Here is a 25,308-nt window from a genome sequence, read left to right as displayed (position 1 = left end):
GAGGCGCGGCCCACCTCGATCAGGACGCGGCCAGTCTCCGGGTGCTCGCCAGCCGCTGCGCCGCGGCCGCGATCCGGTCGTCGGTCGCGGTGAGCGCCACCCGGACGTGCTCCGCCCCGGCGGGCCCGTAGAAAGTGCCCGGTGCGACGAGGATGCCCCGTTCCGCCAGCCAGCCGACCGTGTCGAGCGCGGGCTCGCCGCGGGTCGCCCAGAGGTAGAGTCCGGCCTCGCTGTGGTCGATCCGGAAGCCCGCTCCTTCGAGTGCCCGTCGGAGCATGTTCCGACGGGCCCGGTAGCGGGCCTTCTGCTGCTGCACGTGCCTGTCGTCGGCGAGGGCAACGATCATCGCGTCCTGGACCGGCAGCGGCGGCATCATGCCGGTGTGCTTCCGGACCGCCAGCACGTCGGCCAGGATCGCGGCGTCCCCCGCGACGAAGGCAGCACGGTACCCGGCGAGGTTCGACTGCTTCGACAGCGAGTACACGCTGAGCACACCGTCCACCCGGTCGCCGACGACCTGGGGGTCGAGGATCGAGGGTGTCGGCGACGCGTCGTACGGCGGCTCCCACCCGAGCTCGGCGTAGCACTCGTCACCGACGATCACGGCGCCGAGCTCCCGCGCCCGTGCGACCGCGGCGCGCAGCTGTTCGACGGACAGCACGCGACCGTCCGGGTTGCCGGGCGAGTTCAGCCACACGAGCTTCGTGCTCTCCGGCCATGCGGCGGGGTCGTCCGATGCCAGCGCGTCGGCCCGAACGAGCGCGGCTCCGAGCTCGTAGGTCGGGTACGCGGCCTCCGGGAACACGACGGTGTCCCCCGGGCCGATCCCGAGCCAGAGCGCGAGCCCGGCGATGAACTCCTTCGAGCCGATGGTCGGGAGCACCTGCTCGGGCGTCAGCGTGATGCCCTGCCGACGGCCGTACCAGTCGGCGATCGCCTCGCGCAGCGCGGGCGTGCCGGCGACCTGCGGATAGGCGTGCGCGTCGGTGGCACCCGCCAGGGCCCGTCGGACGACCTCGGGGGTCGGGTCGACGGGCGAACCGACGCTGAGGTCGACGATGCCGCCCTCGTACGCCGCTGCGCGCTGCTTGAACGGGACGAGCTGGTCCCAGGGGAAGTCGGGGAGGTCGAGCGCCACGGAGCGGTCCGGGGTCAGCCGCGCGGGGGCTGGGCTGTGACGACGGGGTGGTCCTTGTGGATCACACCGACCTTGGCAGCACCGCCGGGCGAACCGACCTCGTCGAAGAACTCGACGTTGGCCTTGTAGTAGTCGGCCCACTCGTCCGGCAGGTCGTCCTCGTAGTAGATCGCCTCGACCGGGCAGACCGGCTCGCACGCACCACAGTCGACGCACTCGTCGGGGTGGATGTACAGCGACCGGTCACCCTCGTAGATGCAGTCGACCGGGCATTCGTCGATGCAGGCGCGGTCCTTGACGTCGACACAGGGCTGGGCGATCACGTAGGTCACGGTGCGGGTGCTCCCTTCGGACTGAGCGTGGTCGAGTCTACTCGCGGCGCCCGGGAGCCCCGGACCGCGCGGTGTCCGTGGACGATGCGGCAGCCGTCCCGGCCCCGGCTCCGGCTCCGGACGCCGACGCCGCCGCGGCGCGGGCTCGCAGCCCCGACAGGTCGGGCCAGGCGAGGGCGAACGCCGCGATCGCCGCCGGCGCGAAGGTCCAGACGTAGCCGGCGAGGTTCGCGAGCACCAGCGGGGACGACTGCCCGCCGACGCTCACGAGCACCTGCGTCGCGACGATGATCCCGATGCCGGCCGCTGCGACCATCGCCCGCGAGCGGTACAGGAGGCGCAGTCCCACCACGAGTCCGAGCACGATGAGCGTCGTCAGGACCATGCCGACCGGGAAGCCCGCGAGCCGCTGCTGGTGCGTGACGGTCCCGAGTGCTCCGACGACGAGCCCGGCGACCGCCGCGACGACGACCGCCGTCACCTTCCCCTGAGGGGTGAGCTCGGCGAAGGTCTCGGGAGCGTGGGGCACCGGGTCGGCGTCGTGCCGGAACGCCTCGACCGCGGGGGCCTCCTGCCGGACGCCGTGGGGCATCACCCAGGTCAGGCGCTGCGGGTCCGTCGGGTCCACGGGGTCGATGGCGACCTGCGACCGGTACTGCTCGACGGCGGCGCGGACCTTCGCCCGGACGGGGACGACGTCGACGGTCAGGTCGACCTCGTCCGACGTCGGGTCGACGATCATCGAGAAGTGGACCTCCTCTGCCCGGGCCGCGTACCGGGCAGCGTGGTGCACCCGCACGTGGTCCGGGTGGCCGTACCCGCCGTCGTCGGCGTAGCTGACCACCGCGTCGGCGCCGGTGGAGCGGATCGCCGCGCGCACGTCGTCGACGACCTCGCCCAGGTCCGCCGCGGTGAGCGAGTCGGCCGGGGCGTCGTCGGCGGCCGTCGCGCGTCCGTCCGGTCCCCACTGCATGCCGGAGTCGCTGTACCGCCGCTCGGGCAGGTCGGTGGGACGTGCTCCCCGGCCGCCGAGCCACAGGTGTGCCGGACCGCCGAGCGCGGCCAGCGCGGCGGCGATCTCGGTCTCGCGGTGTGCCGCGACACGGGGGCCGTCACCGAAGAGCGGCGCCAGGGCCTCGGTGAGCATCTCGCCGCGCTCGCCCCGCGTGGCGGTGAGCACCGTCACCTCGGCGCCGAGCTCGAGCAGGGTGGCGATGGTGCCGCCGGACGACAGGGTCTCGTCGTCGGGATGGGCGTGCACGAACAGGACGCGCTCGGGACGCGGTGCGGGAGCCTTGGACATCGCGTCCCAGGGTACTTCGCTAGCGGGGCGTGACGATGTACGTCGCGGTGACGCCGTCCGACGACTCGGACACCGTCAGCACCACGCGGTACGCGTCGCTGCGGAACATCCCGAACGCGCTCGACGTGTCCGCACGCTTCGCGGACTCGGTGTACCCGGCGGCAGCGAGCTGCTCGGCGGCCGCCGCGAAGTCGTCGACCGAGGCCACGCGGACCTGCACCACCCAGCCGGAACCGTTCGGCCCGGCCCCACCGCCGAGCACGGTTCCGTCGACGAGCGGGACGTCGGGGGTCGGGAAGCCGTCCGGCACCCTGCCGTCGCTCGTCACGCCCGTGCCCGACAGTGCCGCGTCGAGGGCGCCGTCGATGCCGCCCGCGACCGAGGCCATGCCGTCCTGCACGGCCTTGCCGTCGATGCCCTGCACGGTCTCGCTGACGTTCGAGGCGACCGACGAGCCGAGGTCGGTCGCCTGGCGCACCGCGTCGGCGGAGCAGCCGGTCAGGCCCGCGAGGGCGATCCCCGCGGTCACGGCGGCGATGAGGGTCCGGGTCGTGCGCATGCGGACACCCTAGGTGGACTGCCGGGAGGCGCGGCGTGCGTTCCCTGGGAAGTCTCCCGTCCGCCGCGCCGCCGGTCAGGACAGGTAGGTGCGGGCGGCTGCCGTCAGGGCGTCCACGCCGACCGGGATCGCCGTCTCGGCCTGCGGCGCGTAGAACGGCGAGTGGTTGCTCGGGATCTCCTCGCCGCGGCGGAACAGCTCCGGATCGGTGATGCCGGTGAACCAGTACACGAGCGGCACCCCCGCCGCGGTGGCGAGCTGGCCGACGTCCTCCGACGCCATCGCCAGCCCGATCTCCAGGTCGCGCGCACCGGGCACGACGGGACGGATCGCCTCGAGCACGCGCTTCGCCGCCTCGGGGTCGTTCACGGTCACCTCGGCACCCGGGGCACGCTCGATGGTCGGCGCGGCGAGGCCGCCCGCCTCGCTCTCGGCCCGCACGATGCGCTCGATCGAGGCGATGATCCGCTCGCGGGTCTCCTCGTTCCGAGCGCGCGTCGAGATCTCGATGACGGCCTGGTCCGGGATGATGTTCGGCCGGGTCCCGGCGTGGAAGGCGCCGACGGTGACGACGCCGGCGTCGGACGGCGAGACCTCGCGGGAGACGACCGTCTGCAGCCGCACGACGGCGCTCGCGGCGGTGACGATCGGGTCGAGCGAGGCCTGCGGCGCCGAACCGTGCGCGCCGCGGCCGTTGAACGTGACCGTCAGCCGGTCGCTCGACGCCATGACCGGTCCGCTGCCGACCGCGACGATCCCGACCGGCGCGGGGGCGGAGTGCTGCCCCAGCACGACCTCCGGCTGCGGGAAGCGCTCGACCAGGCCGTCCTCGATCATCGCGCGGGCACCGGAGATGACCTCTTCCGCGGGCTGGAAGACGGCGACCACCGTGCCGTGCCACGCGTCACGGGTGTCGACGAGGCGCTCGAGGGTCCCGAGCAGCCACGTGACGTGGATGTCGTGTCCGCAGGCGTGCATCGTCGGGACCTCGACGCCCTCGTCGTCGCGGCCGGTGTGCGTGCTCGCGTAGGACAGCCCCGTGCGCTCCTGCACGGGCAGGCCGTCGATGTCGGCGCGGAGCCACACGACCGGCCCGTCGCCGTTCGCCAGGACGCCCACGACGCCCGTGCCGCCGACGCCCGTGGTGACCTCGATCCCACCGATCTCGGCCAGTCGGTCGGCGATCACACCGGCGGTGCGGTGCTCCTGGAAGCCGAGCTCCGGGTGGGCGTGCAGGTCCTGGTACAGGGAGAGGAGATCGAGGGTCACCCGTCCACCGTAACCCCGGAGCCGGAGGGCGCGGACGCCGACGGCCCGGCCACCTCGACGAGGTGACCGGGCCGTCGGACGGAGGCAGTGCCTCCAGGCTGTCGCGGAGTTACGCGTCCTGGCGCTTCAGGCGGGCGTACGCGCGCTGACGGGCCTGAGCGTCGAGCTCGACCTTGCGGATGCGCACGTTGTCGGGGGTGACCTCGACGCACTCGTCCTCGCGCGCGAACTCCAGGCACTCCTCGAGGGAGAGCTGGCGCGACGGCGTCATCGACTCGAAGGAGTCGGCGTTCGCCGAACGCATGTTCGTGAGCTTCTTCTCCTTCGTGATGTTCACGTCCATGTCGTCGGCGCGCGAGTTCTCGCCGATGACCATGCCCTCGTAGACCTCCTCCGTCGGGTTGACGAAGAACGTCATGCGCTCCTGCAGGTTCGTGATGGCGAACGGCGTCACGACACCGGCGCGGTCGGAGACGATCGAGCCGTTGATGCGGGTCTGGATCGGGCCCGCCCAGTCGTCGTAGCCGTGCGAGATCGCGTTCGCGATGCCCGTGCCACGGGTCTCGGTGAGGAACGACGTGCGGAAGCCGATGAGGCCACGCGACGGCACGATGAACTCCATGCGGATCCAGCCGGTGCCGTGGTTCGTCATGTTCTCCATGCGACCCTTGCGCGCGGCCATGAGCTGCGTGATCGCGCCGAGGTGCTCCTCCGGCGTGTCGATCGTCATGTGCTCGTAGGGCTCCTGGAGCTTGCCGTTCTCGTCACGCTTCGTGACGACCTGCGGCTTGCCCACGGTGAGCTCGAAGCCCTCGCGGCGCATCTGCTCGACCAGGATGGCGAGCGCCAGCTCACCACGGCCCTGGACCTCCCAGGTGTCCGGACGCCCGATGTCCTGCACCTTGAGCGACACGTTGCCGATGAGCTCGCGGTCGAGGCGGTCCTTGACCATGCGCGCGGTCAGCTTGTGGCCCTTGACCTTGCCGACGAGCGGGCTCGTGTTCGTCCCGATGGTCATCGAGATGGCGGGGTCGTCGACCGTGATGGTCGGCAGCGGGCGGACGTCCTCGGGGTCGGACAGCGTCTCGCCGATGGTGATGGTGTCGAAGCCGGCGACGGCGACGATGTCACCGGGGCCTGCGGACTCGGCCGGGAAGCGGTCGAGTGCCTTCGTGATGAGCAGCTCGGTGATGCGGGCGTTCGCGACGGTGCCGTCGTGCTTGACCCATGCGACCGTCTGCCCCTTCTTCATCGTGCCGTGGAAGATGCGGAGCAGCGCGAGGCGGCCGAGGAACGGCGAGGCGTCGAGGTTGGTGACGTGCGCCTGCAGCGGGTGCTCGTCGTCGTACGTCGGCGCCGGCACGTGCTGCAGGATCGCCTCGAACAGCGGCTCGAGGTCGTCGTTGTCGGGCAGCTCGCCGTCGTTCGGCTTGTTGCGGCTCGCGGCACCGGCACGACCGGACGCGTAGACGACCGGGACGTCGAGGATCGCGTCGAGGTCGAGGTCGTCGACCTCGTCCGACAGGTCGGAGGCCAGGCCGAGGAGCAGGTCCTGCGACTCGGAGACGACCTCGTCGATGCGGGAGTCCGGGCGGTCCGTCTTGTTGACGAGCAGGATCACCGGGAGCTTCGCAGCGAGCGCCTTGCGCAGCACGAAGCGGGTCTGGGGCAGCGGGCCCTCGGACGCGTCGACGAGCAGCACGACACCGTCGACCATGGAGAGGCCGCGCTCGACCTCACCACCGAAGTCGGCGTGGCCGGGGGTGTCGATCACGTTGATCGTGATGCGGCCACCCGGGTTGAACTCCTCGGCGTGCTCCCCGTTGTAGAGCACCGAGGTGTTCTTCGCGAGGATGGTGATGCCCTTCTCGCGCTCGAGGTCGTTCGAGTCCATCATCCGGTCTTCGCCCTCGAAGTGGGCGTCGAACGAGTTGGTCTGCGTGAGCATCGCGTCGACGAGGGTGGTCTTGCCGTGGTCGACGTGTGCCACGATGGCGACGTTGCGCAGGTCGGACCGGGTGGCGAGCGCCATACAGGACATCCTTCAAGTGTTCGGAGAAGATCGGGCGGCCGACGGCGGCTCTCGCGCCGTGGTGGCACTGCCCGTGGGTGGGCTGGAACGCCCGACACGCCAGTCTACCGGTAGTTCGCAACCCTGAGGAGTACAGCGCATGACCCGACGGCGGACGTGGACCGAGATCACGATCGTCCTCATGCTCTCACTGGGCGGCAGCGCCCTGTACTCGGTGCTCCAGATCATCGACGACCTGTCGCAGACGACGCCCCTCGGCGAGCAGTCGACGGCGCTGAACACGTCCACCACGACCGTGCAGTACGTCGACCTCGCGCGGCAGCTCGTCGGCATCGCGGTCGACCTGGCCCCGGTCGCGCTGGTCTGCTACCTCCTCTGGAGCGCGAGGCGCCCGCACCTCCACCGGCTCGGCATCGACCGGTTCCGGGCGCGGCCGGACCTCGGCGGAGCAGCCCTCATCGCGCTCGGCATCGGCATCCCCGGACTCGCGCTCTACTTCACCGGTCGCGCACTCGGCGTCACGGTGGACGTCGACCCGGCGGCGCTGAACACCTACTGGTGGACGATCCCCGTCCTGCTGCTCTCGGCCGTCCGGTCCGGGCTGCAGGAGGAGGTCATCGTGATCGGGTACCTGTACGAGCGACTCGGCGGGCTCGGGTGGGGGCGGTGGCAGGTCATCCTGTCGACCGCGGTCCTGCGCGGGAGCTACCACCTGTACCAGGGGTTCGGGGCGTTCGTGGGGAACGCGGTGATGGGCGTCGTGTTCGGGTGGATCTACACGAGGTGGGGGCGGCTGCTCCCGCTCGTCATCACGCACTGCCTGCTCGACGCCGTCGTCTTCGTGGGCTACCCCTTCGTCGCCCAGGCGTTCCCGGGACTGTTCCGGTGAGCGCACCGAGGTGGGGTCGACTGCCCGGTGGACTGCGCGACCTGACGGCCGCCGACGGCGTCGCCATCGCGGCGGCCTACCGCGACGACGAGATCTGCCGCTGGCTCCCGGTCCCGCGGGGCCTGCCGCCCGAGGCGTACGGAGCCTGGGCCGACGAGGCCGCGGCGCTCCGCGCATCCGGCGACGGCCTCCGTCTCGCCATCGAGTGGGCGGGTGGTCTGGCCGGGTCGATCGAGGTCAGACGTGTCGACCGCCGGGCCCGGAGCTGCGAACTCAGCTACTGGTCGGTGCCCGATCGGCGCCGCACCGGTGGGACCGCGGCAGCCGTCCGCACCCTGGCGGACCACCTCGTCACGTCGGCGGACTTCCGTCGCGTGGAGCTGCGGATCGCACCGGGCAACGCTGCGTCCCTCGCCCTCGCGCGCCGAGCCGGTTTCGTCCCCGAGGGGACGCTGCGGCGCGCCGGGTTCCTCGGTGACGGGTCGGTGGTCGACCTCACCGTGTGGTCGCGCACAGACCGGGACGTGGGCCGGTGACGGACGGGAGGCGCGGTACCGACCGGCACCGCGCCTTCCGTCCGTCGGCTGGTCACGCGACCAGCTGCGGCACCTGCTCCGGGTAGTGGCACGCCGCACGGTGATCGCGCTCCGCGCCGGCGCGCGGCGCCTTCTCGGGCACCTCGTCGCGGCACCGCGCCTGCTGCGCCTCGGGCAGCATCGCGTAGAGCGGGCAGCGCGAGCGGAACCGGCAGCCGGTCGGGCGCTCGGTCGGGCTGGGCGGGTCCCCCGGCAGCAGGATCGTCCGCCGTGCGCGCTCCACGACGGGATCCGGCACCGGGACCGCCGACATGAGCGCAGCCGTGTACGGGTGCATCGGGCGCTCGAAGACCTCGTCGACCGCACCCTCCTCGACGGTGCGGCCCAGGTACATCACGCTCACCCGGTCCGCGACGTGCCGGATCACCGACAGGTCGTGCGACACGAACAGGTACGACAACCCGAGTCGTGCCTTGAGGTCGGCGAGCAGGTTGAGCACCCCGGCCTGGATCGACACGTCGAGCGCGGAGACCGGCTCGTCGAGCACGATGAGCTCCGGCTCGGTCGCGAGCGCCCGAGCGATCGAGATGCGCTGCCGCTGCCCGCCGGAGAACTCGTGCGGGTAGCGGTCGGCCTCGGCGGCACGGAGCCCCACGAGCCCGAGGAGCTCCGGCACCCGCTCGGCGATGCGGTCCGACGAGGCGCCGATGGCCCGGAGCGGTTCGGCGACGACGTCGTACACGGACATGCGCGGGTCGAGGCTCGCTGCGGGGTCCTGGAACACCATCGAGATGCGCTGCCGCAGCTGCTTCGACGCCGTGACCGGCTGTCCGAAGAGCTCGACCGTGCCGTGCTCGGGCCGCTCGAGGTCCATCAGCTGGTGCAGGGTCGTCGACTTGCCGGACCCCGACTCCCCGACCAGCCCGAGCGTCTCGCCCGTGCGGATGTCGAGGTCGACGCCGTCCACCGCGTAGACCTCGCCGACCTTGCGCTTGAACACCGATCCCTTGACGAGCGGGAACGTCTTCGTCAGCCCCTCGACCTGGACGACGGCGGGGCGCTGCTCGCGGGCGGCGGGTGTGGTGACCGCGACGCCGGTGTCCGGGATCTCGGGCAGCCGGAAGATCGCGCCGGCGTCGGCGTGGGCCTCGGCGACCTCCTCGTACCGGTGGCAGGCGACGGCGTGCGGCACCGAGGTGTCGACCGGCCCTTCTCCGGGGACACCGGCCGCCACGTCGACCGCGGCGAGCGGCGGTTCCGACCCACGGCAGACGGCGGCGGCGAGCGGGCACCGGTCGGCGAACGGGCAGGCGTCGGGCAGCCCGATGAGCGACGGCGGCGACCCGGGGATCGGGACCAGCGGCTCGCCGCTCGACTCGTCGAGCCGGGGCAGCGCGCCGATGAGGCCGATCGTGTAGGGCATGCGTGGTCGGGCGAACAGCTCGTCCGCACTCGCGGTCTCGACGATCCGCCCGGCGTACATCACGGCGATGCGGTCGGCGATGCCGGCGATCACCCCGAGGTCGTGGCTGACGAACACCAGGGCGGCACCGGTCTCGCGCTGCGCGGTGCGGAGCACGTCGATGATCTGGGCCTGGATCGTCACGTCCAGTGCCGTGGTCGGTTCGTCGGCCAGGATCACGTCCGGGTCGTTCGCCATGGCCATCGCGATCATCGCGCGCTGCCGCATGCCACCGGAGAACTCGTGCGGGAAGGCGTCCACGCGCTGCGCGGCCTGCGGGATGCCGACGAGCTCGAGCAGCTCGATCGCCCGGGCGCGTGCGTCCTGCTTCGAGGCACCCCGGTGCACGCGGACGGTCTCGGCGATCTGCTCACCGATCGTGTACACGGGCGTGAAGGCGGACAGCGGGTCCTGGAAGACCATGGCGACCTTGGCTCCGCGCAGCTTGCTCAGCTGCTTGTCGCTGCGGCCGAGGAGCTCCTGCCCCTCGAGCGCGATCGACCCCGTGACCTTCGTGGTCTCCGGCAGCAGTCCGAGGATCGCCATGCTCGTGACGGACTTGCCCGAACCGGACTCGCCGACGATGCCGAGGACCTCGCCCCGCCGGAGCTCGAGGTCGACCCCCCGAACGGCGTGCACGACGCCGCGCGGGGTCGGGAACCGGACGTCGAGGTCGCGGACGCGGAGCAGCGGTTCGGTCGTGGTGGTCGTCGTGGTGGTGGTGCTCATGCGCCGGCCCCTGCCTGCGTGGTGATGGTCGCGGCGTCGACCGCGGCCTGGTTCTGGTCGCGCTTCCGACCGCTCCGCTTCTGCTTCTTGCCCGTCGCCGACGTCGGGTCGAGCGCGTCGCGCAGCCCGTCGCCGAGCAGGTTCGCCGCGATGGCGAAGACCACGAGCGCACCGGCCGCGAAGAAGAACAGCCACGGGCTGGTGAGCGCGGCGTCCTGGTTCTGCGCGATGAGCGTGCCCAGCGAGACGTCCGGTGCCTGCACGCCGAAGCCGAAGTAGCTGAGACTCGTCTCGGACAACACCGCGGCGCCGACCTGGATCGTGCCGTCGATGATGAGGAAGGACGCCACGTTCGGCAGGATGTGCCGGACGATGATCCGGAACGGTCCGATGCCCATGTACCGGGCGGCGCGCACGAACTCGCGCTCCTTCACCGACAGCGTCATCGAGCGGACGACCCTGGCGGTGATCATCCAGCCGAAGCCCGCGATGAGGGCGACCAGGACGATCCAGCCCGAGTTCTGGATGCGTGGGCTGATGATCGCGATGATGAGGAACGACGGCAGCACGAGCAGCATGTCGACGAAGAACATCACGATCCGGTCGACCCAGCCGCCGAAGTACCCGGCCGCGGCACCCGTCAGGGCAGCGATCGCCGTCGAGAACACCGCGACGAGCAGGCCGATGAGCAGGCTCTTCTGCATCCCCCGCGCGGTCTGCGCGAAGACGTCCTGCCCGATGCCGTTCGTGCCGAACCAGTGCGTCCCGCTCGGCGGCTGCGAGAACGCGGTGTAGTCGATCTGCGAGTAGCCGTACGGGCTCACGAGCGGCCCGATGAACGCGAAGGCGAAGAGCAGCACGATCACGACGAGGCCGATCCCGGCCCCGCGGTTCATGAAGGTGCGGACGACGGTCTGCACGAAGCGGTTGCGCTGCTTCCCGCCGGGCTTCGGGCTGCCGGGCAACGGTGTGTCGGACCGACCGACGGTCGTGCCGTCGACGGGTTCGATCCGGGTGTCGGTCATGTCAGTTCCTCCGCACGCGGGGATCGAGGACGGCGGTGAGGGTGTCCGCGAGGAACCCGGCGATGAGCACCATCACCGACGCGAACAGCGAGTACGCCGTGACCGCGTTCACGTCGTTGTTGTTCACCGAGTCGATGAACCACGCACCGAGGCCGTTCCACCCGAAGATCTTCTCGGTGAAGATCGCTCCGGTCAGGATGCCCAGGAAGCCGTAGGCGAAGAGGGTCGTCATCGGGAGGAGCGCCGTCCGGAGCCCGTGCTTGAACGTCGCCTGCCGTTTCGTCAGGCCCTTCGCGCGCGCGGTCCGCAGGAAGTCCGAACCGAGCACGTCGAGCATCGTCGCCCGCTGGTACCGGCTGTAGATCGCGATGAGCCCGAGTGCGATCGAGATTGTCGGCAGGAGCAGGTGCACGCCGCGGTCGAAGAACAGGTCGATCCAGCTCCCGCTGAGCCCCGGGGTGGCCTCACCGGTGAAGTTGATGAGCTGGGTCCCGGTGTCCTGGTTGAGCTTCGTCGCCCCGATCTTCAGGAACACGGCCGTCAGGAACACCGGTGTCGAGATGAGCACGATCGAGATGATCGCGCTCACCCGGTCCGAGATCCGGTACTGCCGGACGGCGTTCCAGACGCCGAGCAGCACCCCGAGCAGGATGCCGACGATCGTGCCCACCAGCAGCAGGCGGAGACTCACCCCCAGGCGCGGCCAGAACTGGTCGGTCACGGGGCGGTCCTGGATCGTCCGCCCCATGTCTCCCTGCACGACGTCGCCGAGCCAGTGCCCGTACCGCACGACGATCGGCGTCTTGTCGTTGACACCGATGTCGTCGAGCTTCTTGTCGATGGTGGCCGCAGGCGGGGCCGGGTTGCGCTCTGCGTAGACGGATCGGGGGCTGAACGTCGCCGAGGCCAGGAAGTACGTCAGCGAGGTGGCGAGGAACACGAGCACGACGTAGTACACGAGTCGACGCGCCAGGAAGCGGGTCATGCGGAACACCATACGACCCGATTTGTTTCCGGGAGATCACATCCCGCCACTCCCCGCGTAACGAATTGGTGTTTGCAACAGAACGGGTCGACTGCCCCCGCGCGGGGGCCGTATGGTGATCCACAACTTCACGAGGGGAAGACCATGAAGCACAGGAAAGTCCTGGCGTTGACGGCGGCACTCGCCGGCTTCGCTCTCGTCGCCACCGGCTGCTCGAACGGATCCAACGGTGGGTCCGGCAGCGGCTCCGACGACTCGGGCAAGAAGACCCTGCCCACCTCGGCCCAGATCAACGAGCAGCCCGTCTCGGACCTGCAGGACGGCGGCACGCTCCGCCTGCCGATCTCGCAGTGGATCACCCAGTGGAACTACAACCAGGTCGACGGCGCCCTGGTCGACGCCTCCACGATCGAACAGGCGACGATGCCGTTCATCTACGTGATCGACGGCAAGGGCGCCCCGCAGCTCGACACCGACTACGTCTCCAAGGCCGAGGCGACGAGCGACGACCCGCTCACGATCGAGTACGAGATCAACCCGAAGGCGAAGTGGAACGACGGGTCCCCCATCACGTGGAAGGACTTCGAGAACGAGTGGAAGGCCCTGAACGGGACGAACCCGGACTACCTGGTCGGGTCGACCACCGGGTACGAGGACATCGCCTCGGTGACGAAGGGGTCGTCCGACCAGGACGTCAAGGTCGTCTTCGACAAGCCGTTCTCCGACTGGAAGTCGCTCTTCACCCCGCTCTACCCGGCCAGCCAGACCGGAACCCCCGAGCAGTTCAACGAGGCGTACAAGGGCAAGGTCCCGGTCTCCTCGGGCCCGTACAAGGTGTCCGAGCTCGACGAGACCGCCGGCACCGTGACGATCGTCCCCGACGAGAACTGGTGGGGTGACAAGCCGAAGCTCGACCAGGTCATCTTCCGGTCGCTCGACGGCAACGCGGACGTCGACGCCTACCTCAACAAGGAGATCGACTCGGTCCTGACGACGACCTCGGAACGGTTCGACCGCGTCAAGGACGCCAAGAACTCGAAGGTCTACGCCTCGACCTCGGCGCAGTACACGCACGTCGACTTCTCGTCCAAGGGCATCCTCAAGGACAAGCAGCTCCGACTCGCGATCCAGCACGCGGTGAACCGGGAAGCGCTGGCGCAGGTCATCGGCGGGACCCTGCCGTACAAGCTCGGCACGCTCGACAACCACGTCTTCCTGTCGACCGACGACGGCTACGAGGCGAACACCGACCCGAACGGCACCTTCGACGTCGAGAAGGCGAAGAAGATCCTCGACGACGACGGCTGGAAGACCGACGGCCAGTACCGCAAGAAGGGCGGAAAGACGCTCTCGCTGTCCATCACGATCCCGTCGGGTGCGACCTCGTCGCAGAAGCTCTCCGAGGTGATGCAGCAGCAGCTCAAGGACGTCGGCATCGAGCTGAAGCTCAAGTCCGTCGCGGTGGACGACTTCTTCGAGCAGTACGTCACGCCGGGCAACTACGACATGACGATCTTCGTCTGGGGCGGCACCGGTTTCCACTCCAGCAGCGCGTCGATCTACCAAACCGGCGACACCGGTCAGAACTACGGCCGCATCGGTGACGACGCGATCGACAAGCTCATCGCGCAGGCGGTCGCCGAGCCGGACACCGAGAAGGCGAACGCGATCTGGAACAAGGTCGACAAGCAGGTCTGGGCGATCGGGCACTCGATGCCGATCACCGCGAAGCCTGCCCTCGTCGCGCAGAACCCGAAGCTCGCCAACTACGGCGCGTTCGCGGGCGCGCAGAACATCGACTGGACCAAGGTCGGGTTCACCAAGTAGCAGCACGACACCAGGACGGGCCCGGTCGCACCACGCGACCGGGCCCGTTCCCTGTCCTACTGTGAGGGCATGAGCATCCCCGAGCCGGGCGACACCGCGCCCGACTTCTCCCTGCCCGGACTCGTCGTCCGGAACGGCACCCGCACGGACGACGAGTACGCCCTGTCCGCGGTCATCGGCCGTCCGCTCGTCCTCGCCTTCTACCCCGGCGACGCCACGCCCGTCTGCACGGCCCAGCTCTGCAGCTACCAGGAGGAGCTCGACGAGTTCACCGACCTCGGGGCCGTCGTCTGGGGTGTCAGCCCGCAGGCACTGGACTCGCACGAGGACTTCGCCCGCGGTGCGTCCCTCACCTTCCCGCTGCTGAGCGACACCGGCGGCGACGTCGCGCGGGCCTACGGCGTCCGTGCGCCGGGCATCGGCCTCCGCCGCTCGGTCTTCGTCATCGATGCCGACGGCATCGTCCGCTGGCGCCACGTCGGGCTCGTCGGCCTGCGCTTCCCGAAGGCCGACACCATCCGCGAGCAGGTCGAACGACTCGTCTGACCGCGCGGGACGGACCAGCGTTCCTGAAGATCGGGCACCGGGTGTTGACACCCGGGCGTGGCGGTGCTGACCATGGACGGACGAGGTCCGCAACGGACCCGCCTCTCCGGGGAACCGGGTCGTCCGGCGGTACGCGCAGGTGTGTCACACCCGCTCCCGGACGTCCCCGGGGAGGCGCTCTCGACCCCGCCCACTCCCCTACGATGGCCTGGATGAGCACCGTCGTCGCGCCCCGGATGCGCCTGTTCGCCGTCGTCCTGTGGGTCGTCGCGGTCGTGCTGGTGCCGCTCGCGCTCCTGACCGGCGGCAACCCGTTGCTCGTCCCCGTCCCGAGCGTCTTCACCGCGTTCATCGCGTGGGCCGTGCTCTGGCGCCCGCGGTTCGAGCTCACGGAGGAGACGCTGACGATCGTCGACGTCCGCCGCACGAGCACCTACCCCTGGCGCCGCGTGCAGGAGGTCCGCACGAAGTACGGCATCGAGGTGGTCACGACCGAGGGCGTCCGCCGCACCTGGCTCGCGACGCGGCCGACCGCCGCGCTCGGGATCCGTCGGCCGGGCGACGGCGCGACGACGGCCGCCGACGTGCGGGAGGCCGCAGACGTCCTCCGCGCGCACGTGCCGGCGCCGGTCGTGCAGGACGGACCGCCGCCGGCGACCGTCGAGGCCGCGACCATCGTCCACCGCGTGCACGGGTGGACGGTCACGGCGATGATCGTGCTCGGTGTCGCCGCGTCGATGGCCGGCGCACAGCTCTAGACGAGCACGCAACGGCCCGGTGGCGCGTGGCGGGACCGCGTCGAGCCTCCGGATCATCCCGTCGGCGGACGGGAGGCGCGTGGCGGGACCGCGCAGAGCCTCCCGGCCATCCCGTCGGCGGACGGGAGGCGCGTGGCGGGACCGCGCAGGGCCTCCCGACCGCCCCGTGGTGCGTCAGACCGCCAGCGCGCCCGCGGAGACCAGCAGCAGGACCGCGACCGCCGCCCCGGTCACGACGGCGGGACGGTCCCACCCGCGGCGGACGTCGCTGTCGGGTGCCCCGGCCGCGCGGCGTGCGCGCCAGCGCTGGCGGATCGTCCGCAGCTCCTCCGGCTCCTGCGGCACGGACAGCTGCCCACGACGGACCGGACGCGACCCGCGGATCGACGGCCCGCCGCGGCAGGTGACGGAGCGCCCGTCGGCGGTCTGCACCACGATCTGCCAGCGCAGCCGGACGTCGGTGACGGCAGCCCACGGGACGCGGGTGGTGCGCATCGGGTTCACGACCGTGAGCGCGTCGTCGTCGAGCCGCACCGACGGCCGGACGGTGAGCAGCCAGAGCGCCCACACGATCGCGGCGACCGGGCCGACCGCGACCCAGACGACGTCCCAACTCCCCCGTACCGCGGCGTCGGCGAGCAGGAACACCCCCAGGACGACGACGAGGCCGGACGCCACCGCCCCTCCGCGACCTGCGCGGAGGTTGACGGGACGTCCGGCCTCGGGGTGGTGCAGCGGGATCAGCGCCCGAACTCGAACCCGGCACCCGGGATCGCGGCGAGCAGGTCCTTCGTGTACTGCTCCTTCGGGTTCGCGAAGACCTCGTCGGTCGTCGCCTTCTCGACGATCTGCCCCTTCCGCATGACGCAGACGTTGTCCGCGACGAGGCGGACGACGGCGAGGTCGTGCGTGATGAAGAGGTACGTCAGGTCGAGCTCGGTCTGCAGCTCGGTGAGCAGGTCGAGGATCTGTCCCTGGACGAGCACGTCGAGCGCCGAGACCGCCTCGTCGAGCACGATGACCTCGGGCTTGAGCGCCAGCGCACGCGCGACCGCGATGCGCTGCCGCTGCCCGCCGGAGAGCTCGTTCGGGTAGCGGTTCACCATCGACTTCGGCAGCGCGACCTGGTCGAGCAGCTCGAGCACGCGGGCTCGGCGGCTCGCCTTGTCGCCCACCTTGTGCGTGGCAAGGGGCTCGGCGATCGTGTTCCCGACGTTGTACATCGGGTCCAGCGAGCCGTACGGGTCCTGGAAGACCGGCTGCACCCGGCGACGGAAGTCGAACAGGTCCTTGCCCTTGAGGGCGCCGATGTCGATGCCGTCGAACGTGACCGAACCACCGCTGATCGACTCGAGCTGCAGCACGAGCTTCGCGACGGTCGACTTGCCCGAGCCCGACTCGCCGACGAGCGCCGTGGTGGTGCCCTTCGGGATCGCGAACGAGACGTCGTCGACGGCCTTGAGCTCGCGGGACTGCAGGTTCTTCCCTCGGAGCTTGTAGACCTTCTGCAGGTTCTTCACCACGATGAGGTCCTGCGCCGGACGGTGCTCGCGCTCCTGGGCGCGGGCGATCAGCTCGTCGTCCTCGCTGCCCGCGTCGGCGATGTCGACCCGCGCGTGCTGCACCTTCGACTGGATGCGACGGCTCGCGAGCGAGGGCGCCGCGGCGACGAGGCGCTGCGTGTACGGGTGCTGCGGGTTGGCCAGGATCTCCTTGGACGGACCCGACTCGACGACCTGGCCCTTGTACATCACGACGATCTTCTCGGCACGCTCGGCGGCGAGGCCGAGGTCGTGCGTGATGAACAGGACCGAGGTGCCGAAGTCACGGGTCAGCGTCTCGAGGTGGTCGAGGATGATCCGCTGGACGGTGACGTCGAGCGCCGAGGTCGGCTCGTCCGCGATGAGCAGCTGCGGGCGGCTGGACAGACCGATGCCGATGAGCACGCGCTGGCGCATGCCGCCGGAGAACTCGTGCGGGAACTGCTTGAGCCGGGTGGCGGCGTCGCCGAGGCCGGCCTCCTGCAGCACCTCGACCGCGCGGGCGCGGATCGCGTGCTTGCCGGTGGCCATGCCGTTGGCCTTGATCGCCTCCTCGACCTGGAAGCCGATCGACCACAGCGGGTTGAGGTTCGACATCGGGTCCTGCGGGACGTAGCCGATCTCCTTCCCGCGGATGCCGGCCATCTCCTTGTCGGACAGCCCGACGAGCTCACGCCCGTTGAACTTGATCGACCCGCCGGTGACCTCGCCGGTGCCGGCGAGCAGCTTGATGATCGCCTGGGCGCTGGTCGACTTGCCCGAACCGGACTCGCCGACGATCGCCAGACGCTCGCCCTGCTCGAGGGTGAAGTCGACGCCGCGTACGGCCTGCACGAGACCGCTCTGCGTGCGGAACCCGACCTGCAGGCCGGAGACCTCGAGCAGCGGGGCGCCGGAACCGGCCGGACGACGGGTGGTGGGATCGGTGAGCGTCTCGGTCATCGACGGGCCCTCGCCTTCGGGTCGAGCGCGTCGCGGACCACGTCGCCGAGGAGCAGGAACGCGAGCACGGTGATGGACAGGGCGGCGGACGGCCAGAAGATCGTCGACGGGTTGGTGCGGATCGACGTCTGCGCGGTCCCGATGTCGAGGCCCCAGCTGAGCGCCGACGGGGGCAGCCCGATGCCGAGGAACGACAGGGTGGCCTCGGCGACGATGAACGACCCGAGCGACACCGTGGCGATGACGATGACCGGGGCGATCGCGTTCGGGATCACGTGGCGGACGAGCGTGGTGAAGCGGCTGACGCCGAGCGCCGCCGAGGCGGTGACGTAGTCGGACTGCTTCGCACTGAGCACCGCACCGCGCATGATGCGGGCGATCTGCGGCCACGCGAACGCGGCGAGCACGAGGGCCACCGTGATCGCGTTGCGGGCCGGGATGACCGACATGATCACGATCGCGCCGAGGATGGTCGGGATCGAGAAGAAGATGTCGCCGATGCGGGAGACGATCGTGTCGAGCCAGCCGCCGTAGAAGCCGGCGAGGGCACCGATGATGATGCCGACGAGCGACACCAGGATCGTGGCCACCAGGCCGACGATGACCGAGCTGCGTGCGCCCCAGATGACACGGGCGTACACGTCGTAGCCCTGGCGGTTGTACCCGAGCGGATGACCCGGGCGGGCGCCCTCGTCACTGAAGTCGAGGTTCGCGGCGCGCGGGTCCACGTGCGTGAACAGGCCGGGGAAGACCGCGACGACCAGCACGAGCAGGATCAGGACCGAGGAGATCCAGAAGGTCGGGCGGACACGCATGGAGTCCCACGCGTCGGTCCAGGTCGAGCGCGTCTTCTCCGTCTCGTCGACCTGGTCGACGGCCTGGAGCGGCGTCTCCTCGATCGGCGCCACGTAGTGCGTCGCGGAGCGGGGTTCGGCGTTACTTGGCATAGCGGATCCTCGGGTCCAGGACGGCGTAGAGCAGGTCGACCAGGAGGTTGGCGAGCATGAAGATGATGACCATCACGGCGACGAACGACACGACCGTGGGGCCCTCGCCGAGCTTGACGGCGCGGAACACCGTGCCGCCGACACCGTTGATGTTGAAGATGCCCTCGGTCACGACCGCGCCGACCATCAGGTTGCCGATGTCGACACCGAGGTAGGTCACCACGGGGATGAGCGAGTTGCGGAAGATGTGCACCCCGACCACGCGACGACGGGGCAGGCCCTTCGCGGTGGCGGTCCGGACGAAATCGGCGTTCATGTTCTCGGCGACGCTCGCGCGCGTGAGCCGCACGATGTACGCGAACGACACGGTCGCGAGCACGACGGCCGGGAGCACGAGCTCCGACCACGGTGCCTGACCCGACACGGTCACGCGGAACAGACCGAGCTGGATGCCGAAGACGTACTGCAGCAGGAAGCCGACGACGAAGGTCGGCACCGAGATGAGCAGCAGCGAGACGACGAGCGCGGAGGTGTCGAACCACTTGCCCTTCTTGAGACCCGCGATGACACCGACGACGATGCCCGCGACGGCCTCGAAGAGCAGGGACAGGAGCGCCAGACGCGCGGTGATCGGGAACGCCGACGCGAGCTGCTGCGACACCGGCAGGCCCGAGTAGGTCAGTCCGAGGTCGCCGCGGAAGACGCCACCGATCCACAGGAAGTACTGGACGAGGAACGGCTTGTCCAGGTTGTACTGCTGCCGGAGCTGCTCGATCACCTGCGGCGACGGCTGACGGTCGCCGAACAGCGCGGCGATCGGGTCGCCGGGCAGCGAGAAGACCATGAAGTAGATGAGGAACGTGGCCCCGAAGAAGACGGGGATGAGTTGCAGGAGGCGCTTGCCGAGGTACCAGAGCATCAGATCGCTCGGCCCTGCGCAGCGGCGCGCGTGTCGTTCAGGTTCATGTCGTGAGGGGTGGACGGCTCGCGGGTCGGCACGGGTGTCCGGTGCGGGCGGCGGCGCCCGCGGTGGTGGGGGTTGTGTTGCCGCCGAGGTACGGGGGCCCGGAGACCGTGTGGTCTCCGGACCCCCGTCCGGTGGCCGCGGAGCAGGATACCTGCTCGCGATGTGTCTCCGCGGTGCTCGACCGCGGTGACACCGGTGTTACTTGGTGACCTCGATGTCGTAGTACAGCGGCACGGAGTCCCAACCGAACTTGACGTTCTTCACGTTGTCGGCCGACCAGACGCCGGTCACGTTGGAGTACCACAGCGGGATCTCCGGCAGGTCCTGGAACAGGAGCTCCTGGGCCTGGTCGAAGTACTTGTTGCCCTCTTCGACGGTCGAGGCGGAACGGCCCTTGGCGAGCAGCTCGTTGTACTCGGCCGAGTCGTAGCGCGCGTAGTTGCTGGACGAGCCCTCACCCATGGTCGGGCCGAGGAAGTTGTACAGCGACGGGTAGTCGGCCTGCCAACCGGTGCGGCTACCGCCCGTGAGCTTGTCCTGCGTCTGGGCGTCGAGCGCCTCCTGGAACGTCGGGATCGCCTTGCCCTCGGCCTTAATGTCGAGCGTGTTCGAGATCGAGTTGGTGACCGCGGTCACCCATGCCTCGTGCCCGCCGTCGGCGTTGTAGGCGATGGTGAGCGTCTCGTCGTACGGCGACATCTCGTTGGCCTGCGCCCAGAGCTTCTTCGCCTCGTCCGGGTTGTAGTCGAGGACGTCGGAGCCCTTGAGGTCGCCGTTCCAGCCGCTGATGACCGGGGACGTGAAGTCCTTGGCCGGGGTGCGGGTGCCGTCGAAGATCTTGTCGGTGATCTGCTTGCGGTTGACCGCCATCGACAGGGCCTCGCGACGGAGCTTGCCCTCCTCGCCCTTCCAGTGGTCGAGGTAGTAGGGCAGGTAGAAGCCCTGGAAGATCGCCGCGGCCTGGTTGACGTTCGAGTCGGGGAAGTCCGACTTGTAGGTCTGGAAGGCGCTGTCCGGGATCGCGTCGAGCACGTCGAGGTTGCCACCCTGCACGTCCGCGTAGGCGGTGTCCTGCGAGGTGTAGAACGTGATCGTCAGACCACCGTTCTTCGGCTTGCGCTTGCCGGCGTAGTCCTCGTTGGTGACGAGCTTGATCGACTGGTTGTGCGTCCACGCACCCTTGCCGTCGAGCTTGTACGGGCCGTTGCCGATCGGGTTCTCGCCGAACGCCTTGGTGTCGTCGTAGAACGCCGAGGGGAGCGGCATGAAGGCCGAGTAACCGAGCGACAGCGGGAAGTCCGACTGCGCCGACTTCAGCGTGACGGTGAACTCGTCGTCGCTCTTGACCTTGAGCCCGGTGAGCTCCGAGTCCTTGTCGGCGTCGTAGCCCTCGATGTTCTCGAAGAAGTAGCTCGCGCCCTGCGCGTTCGACTTCTGGGCAGCCCAGTTCCACGCCTTCGTGAACGACTCGGCCGTGACCTTCTCGCCGTTGGTGAAGGTGTAGCCCGTGTTCAGCGTGATGTCGTAGGTCTTGGAGTCATCGGTGTCGATGCTCTTCGCGACCTCGTTCACCGGCTTGCCGTCGGCGTCGTACGAGACGAGGCCCTCGAAGATCGACGTGATGATCTTGCCGCCACCGGTCTCGGTGGAGTTCGAGGGGATGAGCGGGTTCTGGGGCTCGGAGCCGTTCGTGGTGACGATCCCGGACGCGTTCGTCGAGCCCGAGTCACCGCCGTTGCCGCTTCCGTTGCTGGAGCAGCCGGTCAGGGCGATTGCTGTGGCCCCGAGCACGGCGAGGGCAGAGAGCCCAGCGCGCTTCTTGATCAAGGTTCCTCCTGGTGCATGGGACGCGCCAGGCACAGAGGTGCTGCCGGGCGCGTTTGTCCTTGCACTGTAGGCAGTGCTCGGACCGCCGACCAAACCCTGCGGCCATCGGTTACAAACCGGAAACCAAGTTGCAGGATCGTTGCGGGAGGATGCAAGATTCGGTCGCCCTGACGAGGCGCGAGCGGGTTTGTTGCTTCTGCAACGAAGTTGTTGCACGAGCGCACAGCGATGGGCTAGCCGAGCAGCCCTCGGACGGAGGTGGAGCGCTCCGACATCCCGCTGTCCGGAACCGTCGGCGCACACCCCCTGGCGCACGTGTGCCCTGCCCGGATCTCCGGACAGGGCACACGCTACGCGCTCAGGGGTGGGACCGTCGCCGTGTGACACGGGCGGCGGGCCCGATCAGGCGAACGCCTCGATCGGCGGGCACGCGCAGACCAGGTTCCGGTCGCCGTACGCCTGGTCGATCCGGCGGACCGGTGGCCAGTACTTCCGCGCACTGATCCCGGGGACGGGGTAGACGGCCTGCTCCCGCGTGTACGGGTGCGTCCACTCCCCCGAGATCGCGGACGCCGCGGTGTGCGGGGCGTGCACGAGCGGGTTGTCGTCCGCCGGCCACTCCCCCCGCTCGACGGCTGCCGCTTCGGCACGGATGGCCAGCATCGCGTCGACGAAGCGGTCGAGCTCGGCGAGGTCCTCGCTCTCGGTCGGTTCGACCATGAGCGTCCCGGCGACCGGGAACGACATCGTCGGGGCGTGGAAACCGTAGTCCACCAGGCGCTTCGCGACGTCGTCGACCGTGATGCCGGACGACTCGCGCAGGGGGCGCAGGTCGAGGATGCACTCGTGGGCGACGAGCCCCGACTCCCCCGTGTAGAGCACGGGGAACGCGTCACGGAGCCGCGCGGCGATGTAGTTCGCACCGAGGACCGCGGCCTCGGTCGCCCGGGTGAGGCCCTCGAGTCCCATCATCCGGACGTAGGTCCAGGTGATCGGCAGGATGCTCGGGCTGCCGTAGGGCGCTGCGGAGACCGGCCCACCGGCGTGGGCGAGTCGCCCGTCCGAGGTCGATCCGGGTCGCCGGTCCGGGTCCTGGGCGAAGGCGTGCGCCGGCAGGAAGGGCGCGAGGTGCGCCTTCGCCGCGACCGGGCCGACGCCGGGGCCGCCGCCGCCGTGCGGGATGCAGAACGTCTTGTGCAGGTTGAGGTGCGAGACGTCGCCGCCGAAGTCGCCGAACCGGGCGTGCCCGAGCAGTGCGTTGAGGTTCGCACCGTCGACGTACACCTGGCCACCGGCCTCGTGCACGGCGTCGCAGACGTCGCGGACGTCGTGCTCGTACACGCCGTGCGTCGAGGGGTAGGTGATCATCAGCGCGGCGAGGGTGTCGGCGTGCTGCGCGGTCTTGGCACGGAGGTCGGCGAGGTCGACGTTGCCGTCCTCGTCGCAGGCCACGACGACGACCTTCATGCCGGCGAGGACGGCGGACGCGGCGTTCGTGCCGTGGGCGCTCGACGGGATGAGGCACACCGTGCGGTCGACGTCACCGCGGGACCGGTGGTAGCCCCGGATCGCGAGCAGCCCCGCGAGCTCGCCCTGGCTGCCGGCGTTCGGCTGCAACGAGACCGTGTCGTACCCGGTGACCTCGGCCAGCCAGGTCTCCAGGTCGCCGATCATGTCGAGGTACCCCTCGACGTCCTCGCGCGGGGCGAACGGGTGCACGTTCGCGAACTCGGGCCAGGTGACCGCCGCCATCTCGGTCGCCGCGTTGAGCTTCATGGTGCAGCTGCCGAGCGGGATCATGCCGCGGTCGAGCGCGTAGTCCTTGTCGGCCAGGTGCTTGAGGTACCGCATCATGCGGGTCTCACTGCGGTGCGCGCTGAACACGGGGTGCGTCAGGTACTCGCTGCTGCGCAGCAGGTCGGACGGGAGGCCCGTGGCCGCGTCGCGCACGGCGCCCTCGGTCGACGGGACGGTCACGTCCACCGCCCCGAACACGTCGGCGAGCGCCGTCACGTCCTCGGGTGTGGTCGTCTCGTCCACCGACAGCTGGAGGGTGTCGGCGTCGATCAGGTGGAGCAGGCGGTCGGCGTCGCGCGCGGCGTCGACGATCGCTGCCGCGCGCCCGCGAGCCCGCAGGGTCAGGGTGTCGAACCAGTGCTCGTGCACGACCTCGAGCCCCGCCGCACGGGCGACGTCGGCGAGCGCCGAGGTCGTCCGGGCCACGCGGTCCGCGATGAAGCGCAGCCCCTCGGGGCCGTGGTAGACCGCGTACATCGAGGCCATCACGGCGAGCAGGACCTGCGCGGTGCAGATGTTGCTCGTGGCCTTCTCGCGACGGATGTGCTGCTCACGCGTCTGCAGGCTCAGCCGGTAGGCCATCTGTCCGTCGGCGTCGAAGGAGACGCCGACGAGCCGGCCGGGCAGCTGCCGCTCCAGACCGGCACGGACCGCGAGGTACCCGGCGTGCGGGCCGCCGAAGCCGAGCGGGACGCCGAAGCGCTGGCTCGTGCCCACGGCGACGTCGGCACCCAGGTCGCCCGGGCTCGCCAGGAGCGTCATCGCGAGCAGGTCGGCCGCGACCACGGCGATGCCGCCACCGGCGTGCACGCGCTCGATGGTCGTCGAGGGGTCGACCACGCGCCCGGAGGCACCGGGGTACTGCACGATCACGCCGAAGGCGCCGTCCAGGTCGTCGTCGCTGGGCCCGGTCGCCGCGTCGAACTCGCGCAGGGCGATCCCGACCGCGTCGGCACGGTGGTCGAGCAGCGCGCGGGTCTGCGGCAGCAGGTCGGCGTCCACCAGGAACGCGTCGCCCTTCACCTTCGACGCACGACGGGCCAGGAGCATGCCCTCGACCACGGCCGTGCCCTCGTCGAGCATCGACGCGCCGGCGGTGGCCATGCCGGTCAGGTCGGACACCATCGTCTGGAAGTTGATGAGCGCCTCGAGTCGGCCCTGCGAGATCTCCGGCTGGTAGGGCGTGTACGCCGTGTACCAGCTCGGGTTCTCGAGCACGTTCCGCTGGATCACCGCGGGCGTATGGGTGCCGTGGTAGCCGAGGCCGATCATGGCGCGACGGACGGTGTTCCGCCCGGCCTTCGCGCGGAGCTCGGCGAGCGCCTCGGTCTCACCGACGGCCGCGGGGACGACCGTGTCGGTGGTGGGCGCGGCGTGGATCGACTCCGGGATCGCCGCGCGGACGAGGGCGTCGAGGGACGGCTGCCCGACCACGTCGAGCATGACCTGCTGGTCGGCGCTCGTCGTGCCGATGTGCCGGTCGGCGAAGCACGTCTGGAGGTTCTGCTGCGCGCCGGTCATGCGAGGGACGCCCGGTACGCGTCGTGGTCCATCAGGTCCTCGGGGAAGGAGGTGCCCTCGACCTTGAGCTTCACGAGCCAGCCGGCGCCGAACGGGTCCTGGTTGACGGTGTCGGGGGCGTCGACCACGGCGTCGTTGATCGCGACGACCTCGCCCTCGATCGGGGCGAAGAGCTCGCCGACGCTCTTGGTCGACTCGATCTCGCCCATCTGCTCGCCGGCGGTCGTGGTGGTGCCGACGGCGGGGAGCTCGACGTAGACGACGTCCCCGAGCTGCTCGGCGGCGTGGTCGGTGATGCCGACGGTCACGGTGTCGCCCTCGACGAGGATCCACTCGTGGTCGGCGGTGTACTGCAATGCGGTCTGGTCGGTCACGG

General features: G+C 70.2%; 21 protein-coding genes. 5 read left to right on the top strand and 16 right to left on the bottom strand.

Translation table 11 applies throughout. The annotated features are described in order from the left end of the window. Window positions 1-19: 19 nt before the first annotated feature. The 6 genes from dapC to typA all read right to left on the bottom strand — a co-directional run bounded on the left by dapC (window position 20) and on the right by typA (window position 6,633). Window positions 20-1,138: a succinyldiaminopimelate transaminase gene (gene dapC, locus M3666_RS05610; protein ID WP_251154706.1), complete on the bottom strand. Its 1,119-nt coding sequence runs from the start codon at window positions 1,136-1,138 to the stop codon at window positions 20-22. Window positions 1,139-1,152: 14 nt separating this feature from the next. Further along, the gene (gene fdxA, locus M3666_RS05605) at window positions 1,153-1,470 is read right to left on the bottom strand and encodes a ferredoxin (RefSeq protein ID WP_209683649.1); all 318 of its coding nucleotides are present in this window, start codon (window positions 1,468-1,470) and stop codon (window positions 1,153-1,155) included. Window positions 1,471-1,507: 37 nt separating this feature from the next. Continuing rightward, entirely contained in the window at window positions 1,508-2,773 is a 1,266-nt protein-coding gene (locus M3666_RS05600) for a PIG-L family deacetylase (protein WP_251154705.1), read from the bottom strand. 19 nt (window positions 2,774-2,792) lie between these two features. Next, on the bottom strand, window positions 2,793-3,332 hold the full coding sequence (locus M3666_RS05595; protein ID WP_066652830.1) for a hypothetical protein: 540 nt from the start codon (window positions 3,330-3,332) through the stop codon (window positions 2,793-2,795). Between the two features lie 75 nt (window positions 3,333-3,407). Beyond that, window positions 3,408-4,601, bottom strand: a complete 1,194-nt coding sequence (locus M3666_RS05590) for an amidohydrolase (protein ID WP_066652826.1) — start codon at window positions 4,599-4,601, stop codon at window positions 3,408-3,410. Between the two features lie 109 nt (window positions 4,602-4,710). Continuing rightward, window positions 4,711-6,633: a translational GTPase TypA gene (gene typA / locus M3666_RS05585; RefSeq protein WP_251154704.1), complete on the bottom strand. Its 1,923-nt coding sequence runs from the start codon at window positions 6,631-6,633 to the stop codon at window positions 4,711-4,713. Between the two features lie 139 nt (window positions 6,634-6,772). Between typA and M3666_RS05580 the strand changes: the two genes are divergently transcribed. Both M3666_RS05580 and M3666_RS05575 read left to right on the top strand, forming a co-directional pair. Then, entirely contained in the window at window positions 6,773-7,522 is a 750-nt protein-coding gene (locus tag M3666_RS05580) for a CPBP family intramembrane glutamic endopeptidase (protein ID WP_251154703.1), read from the top strand. Beyond that, a complete protein-coding gene (locus M3666_RS05575; RefSeq protein WP_251154702.1) occupies window positions 7,519-8,058 on the top strand; it encodes a GNAT family N-acetyltransferase in 540 nt (179 codons plus the stop codon). The genes M3666_RS05580 and M3666_RS05575 overlap by 4 nt, the downstream gene beginning before the upstream one ends. A gap of 52 nt (window positions 8,059-8,110) precedes the next feature. Here M3666_RS05575 and M3666_RS05570 read toward each other — a convergent pair whose 3' ends face one another. Genes M3666_RS05570 through M3666_RS05560 form a run of 3 tightly spaced genes read right to left on the bottom strand, consistent with a single transcriptional unit; the run spans window position 8,111 to window position 12,259 of the window. Further along, complete coding sequence (locus M3666_RS05570) at window positions 8,111-10,249, bottom strand: ABC transporter ATP-binding protein (protein ID WP_066652812.1); 2,139 nt, start codon at window positions 10,247-10,249, stop codon at window positions 8,111-8,113. Further along, window positions 10,246-11,274, bottom strand: a complete 1,029-nt coding sequence (locus M3666_RS05565; protein ID WP_251154701.1) for an ABC transporter permease — start codon at window positions 11,272-11,274, stop codon at window positions 10,246-10,248. Before M3666_RS05565 ends, M3666_RS05570 begins: the two co-directional genes overlap by 4 nt. Before the next feature lies 1 nt (window position 11,275). Beyond that, the gene (locus M3666_RS05560; RefSeq protein ID WP_251154700.1) at window positions 11,276-12,259 is read right to left on the bottom strand and encodes an ABC transporter permease; all 984 of its coding nucleotides are present in this window, start codon (window positions 12,257-12,259) and stop codon (window positions 11,276-11,278) included. 144 nt (window positions 12,260-12,403) lie between these two features. Between M3666_RS05560 and M3666_RS05555 the strand changes: the two genes are divergently transcribed. The 3 genes from M3666_RS05555 (at window position 12,404) to M3666_RS05545 (ending at window position 15,390) form a co-directional block, all read left to right on the top strand. Next, window positions 12,404-14,086, top strand: a complete 1,683-nt coding sequence (locus tag M3666_RS05555; RefSeq protein WP_251154699.1) for an ABC transporter family substrate-binding protein — start codon at window positions 12,404-12,406, stop codon at window positions 14,084-14,086. A 69-nt stretch (window positions 14,087-14,155) separates the two neighbouring features. Further along, window positions 14,156-14,632, top strand: a complete 477-nt coding sequence (locus M3666_RS05550) for a peroxiredoxin (protein ID WP_251154698.1) — start codon at window positions 14,156-14,158, stop codon at window positions 14,630-14,632. 212 nt (window positions 14,633-14,844) lie between these two features. Then, window positions 14,845-15,390, top strand: a complete 546-nt coding sequence (locus M3666_RS05545; RefSeq protein WP_251154697.1) for a PH domain-containing protein — start codon at window positions 14,845-14,847, stop codon at window positions 15,388-15,390. 174 nt (window positions 15,391-15,564) lie between these two features. Here the strand turns inward: M3666_RS05545 and M3666_RS05540 are convergent, their stop codons facing one another. The 7 genes from M3666_RS05540 to gcvH form a co-directional block, all read right to left on the bottom strand. Beyond that, on the bottom strand, window positions 15,565-16,068 hold the full coding sequence (locus tag M3666_RS05540; RefSeq protein ID WP_066652794.1) for a PH domain-containing protein: 504 nt from the start codon (window positions 16,066-16,068) through the stop codon (window positions 15,565-15,567). A 62-nt stretch (window positions 16,069-16,130) separates the two neighbouring features. Continuing rightward, entirely contained in the window at window positions 16,131-17,873 is a 1,743-nt protein-coding gene (locus tag M3666_RS05535; RefSeq protein ID WP_251154696.1) for an ABC transporter ATP-binding protein, read from the bottom strand. Further along, window positions 17,870-18,820 (bottom strand): ABC transporter permease, encoded by a 951-nt coding sequence (locus M3666_RS05530; RefSeq protein WP_066652788.1) that lies wholly within the window; start codon window positions 18,818-18,820, stop codon window positions 17,870-17,872. Before M3666_RS05530 ends, M3666_RS05535 begins: the two co-directional genes overlap by 4 nt. Further along, window positions 18,810-19,739, bottom strand: a complete 930-nt coding sequence (locus tag M3666_RS05525; protein WP_066652773.1) for an ABC transporter permease — start codon at window positions 19,737-19,739, stop codon at window positions 18,810-18,812. Before M3666_RS05525 ends, M3666_RS05530 begins: the two co-directional genes overlap by 11 nt. A 246-nt stretch (window positions 19,740-19,985) precedes the next feature. Beyond that, entirely contained in the window at window positions 19,986-21,614 is a 1,629-nt protein-coding gene (locus M3666_RS05520) for an ABC transporter substrate-binding protein (protein ID WP_251154695.1), read from the bottom strand. A 402-nt stretch (window positions 21,615-22,016) separates the two neighbouring features. After that, a complete protein-coding gene (gene gcvP, locus M3666_RS05515) occupies window positions 22,017-24,932 on the bottom strand; it encodes an aminomethyl-transferring glycine dehydrogenase (RefSeq protein WP_251154694.1) in 2,916 nt (971 codons plus the stop codon). Next, window positions 24,929-25,306 (bottom strand): glycine cleavage system protein GcvH, encoded by a 378-nt coding sequence (gcvH, locus tag M3666_RS05510; protein WP_066652768.1) that lies wholly within the window; start codon window positions 25,304-25,306, stop codon window positions 24,929-24,931. Before gcvH ends, gcvP begins: the two co-directional genes overlap by 4 nt. Between the last annotated feature and the right edge of the window lie 2 nt (window positions 25,307-25,308).

It is taken from the genome of Curtobacterium sp. ODYSSEY 48 V2 (genome assembly GCF_023712625.1).
Lineage (GTDB): Bacteria > Actinomycetota > Actinomycetes > Actinomycetales > Microbacteriaceae > Curtobacterium.
This window is presented reverse-complemented; position numbering and strand designations above follow the sequence as displayed.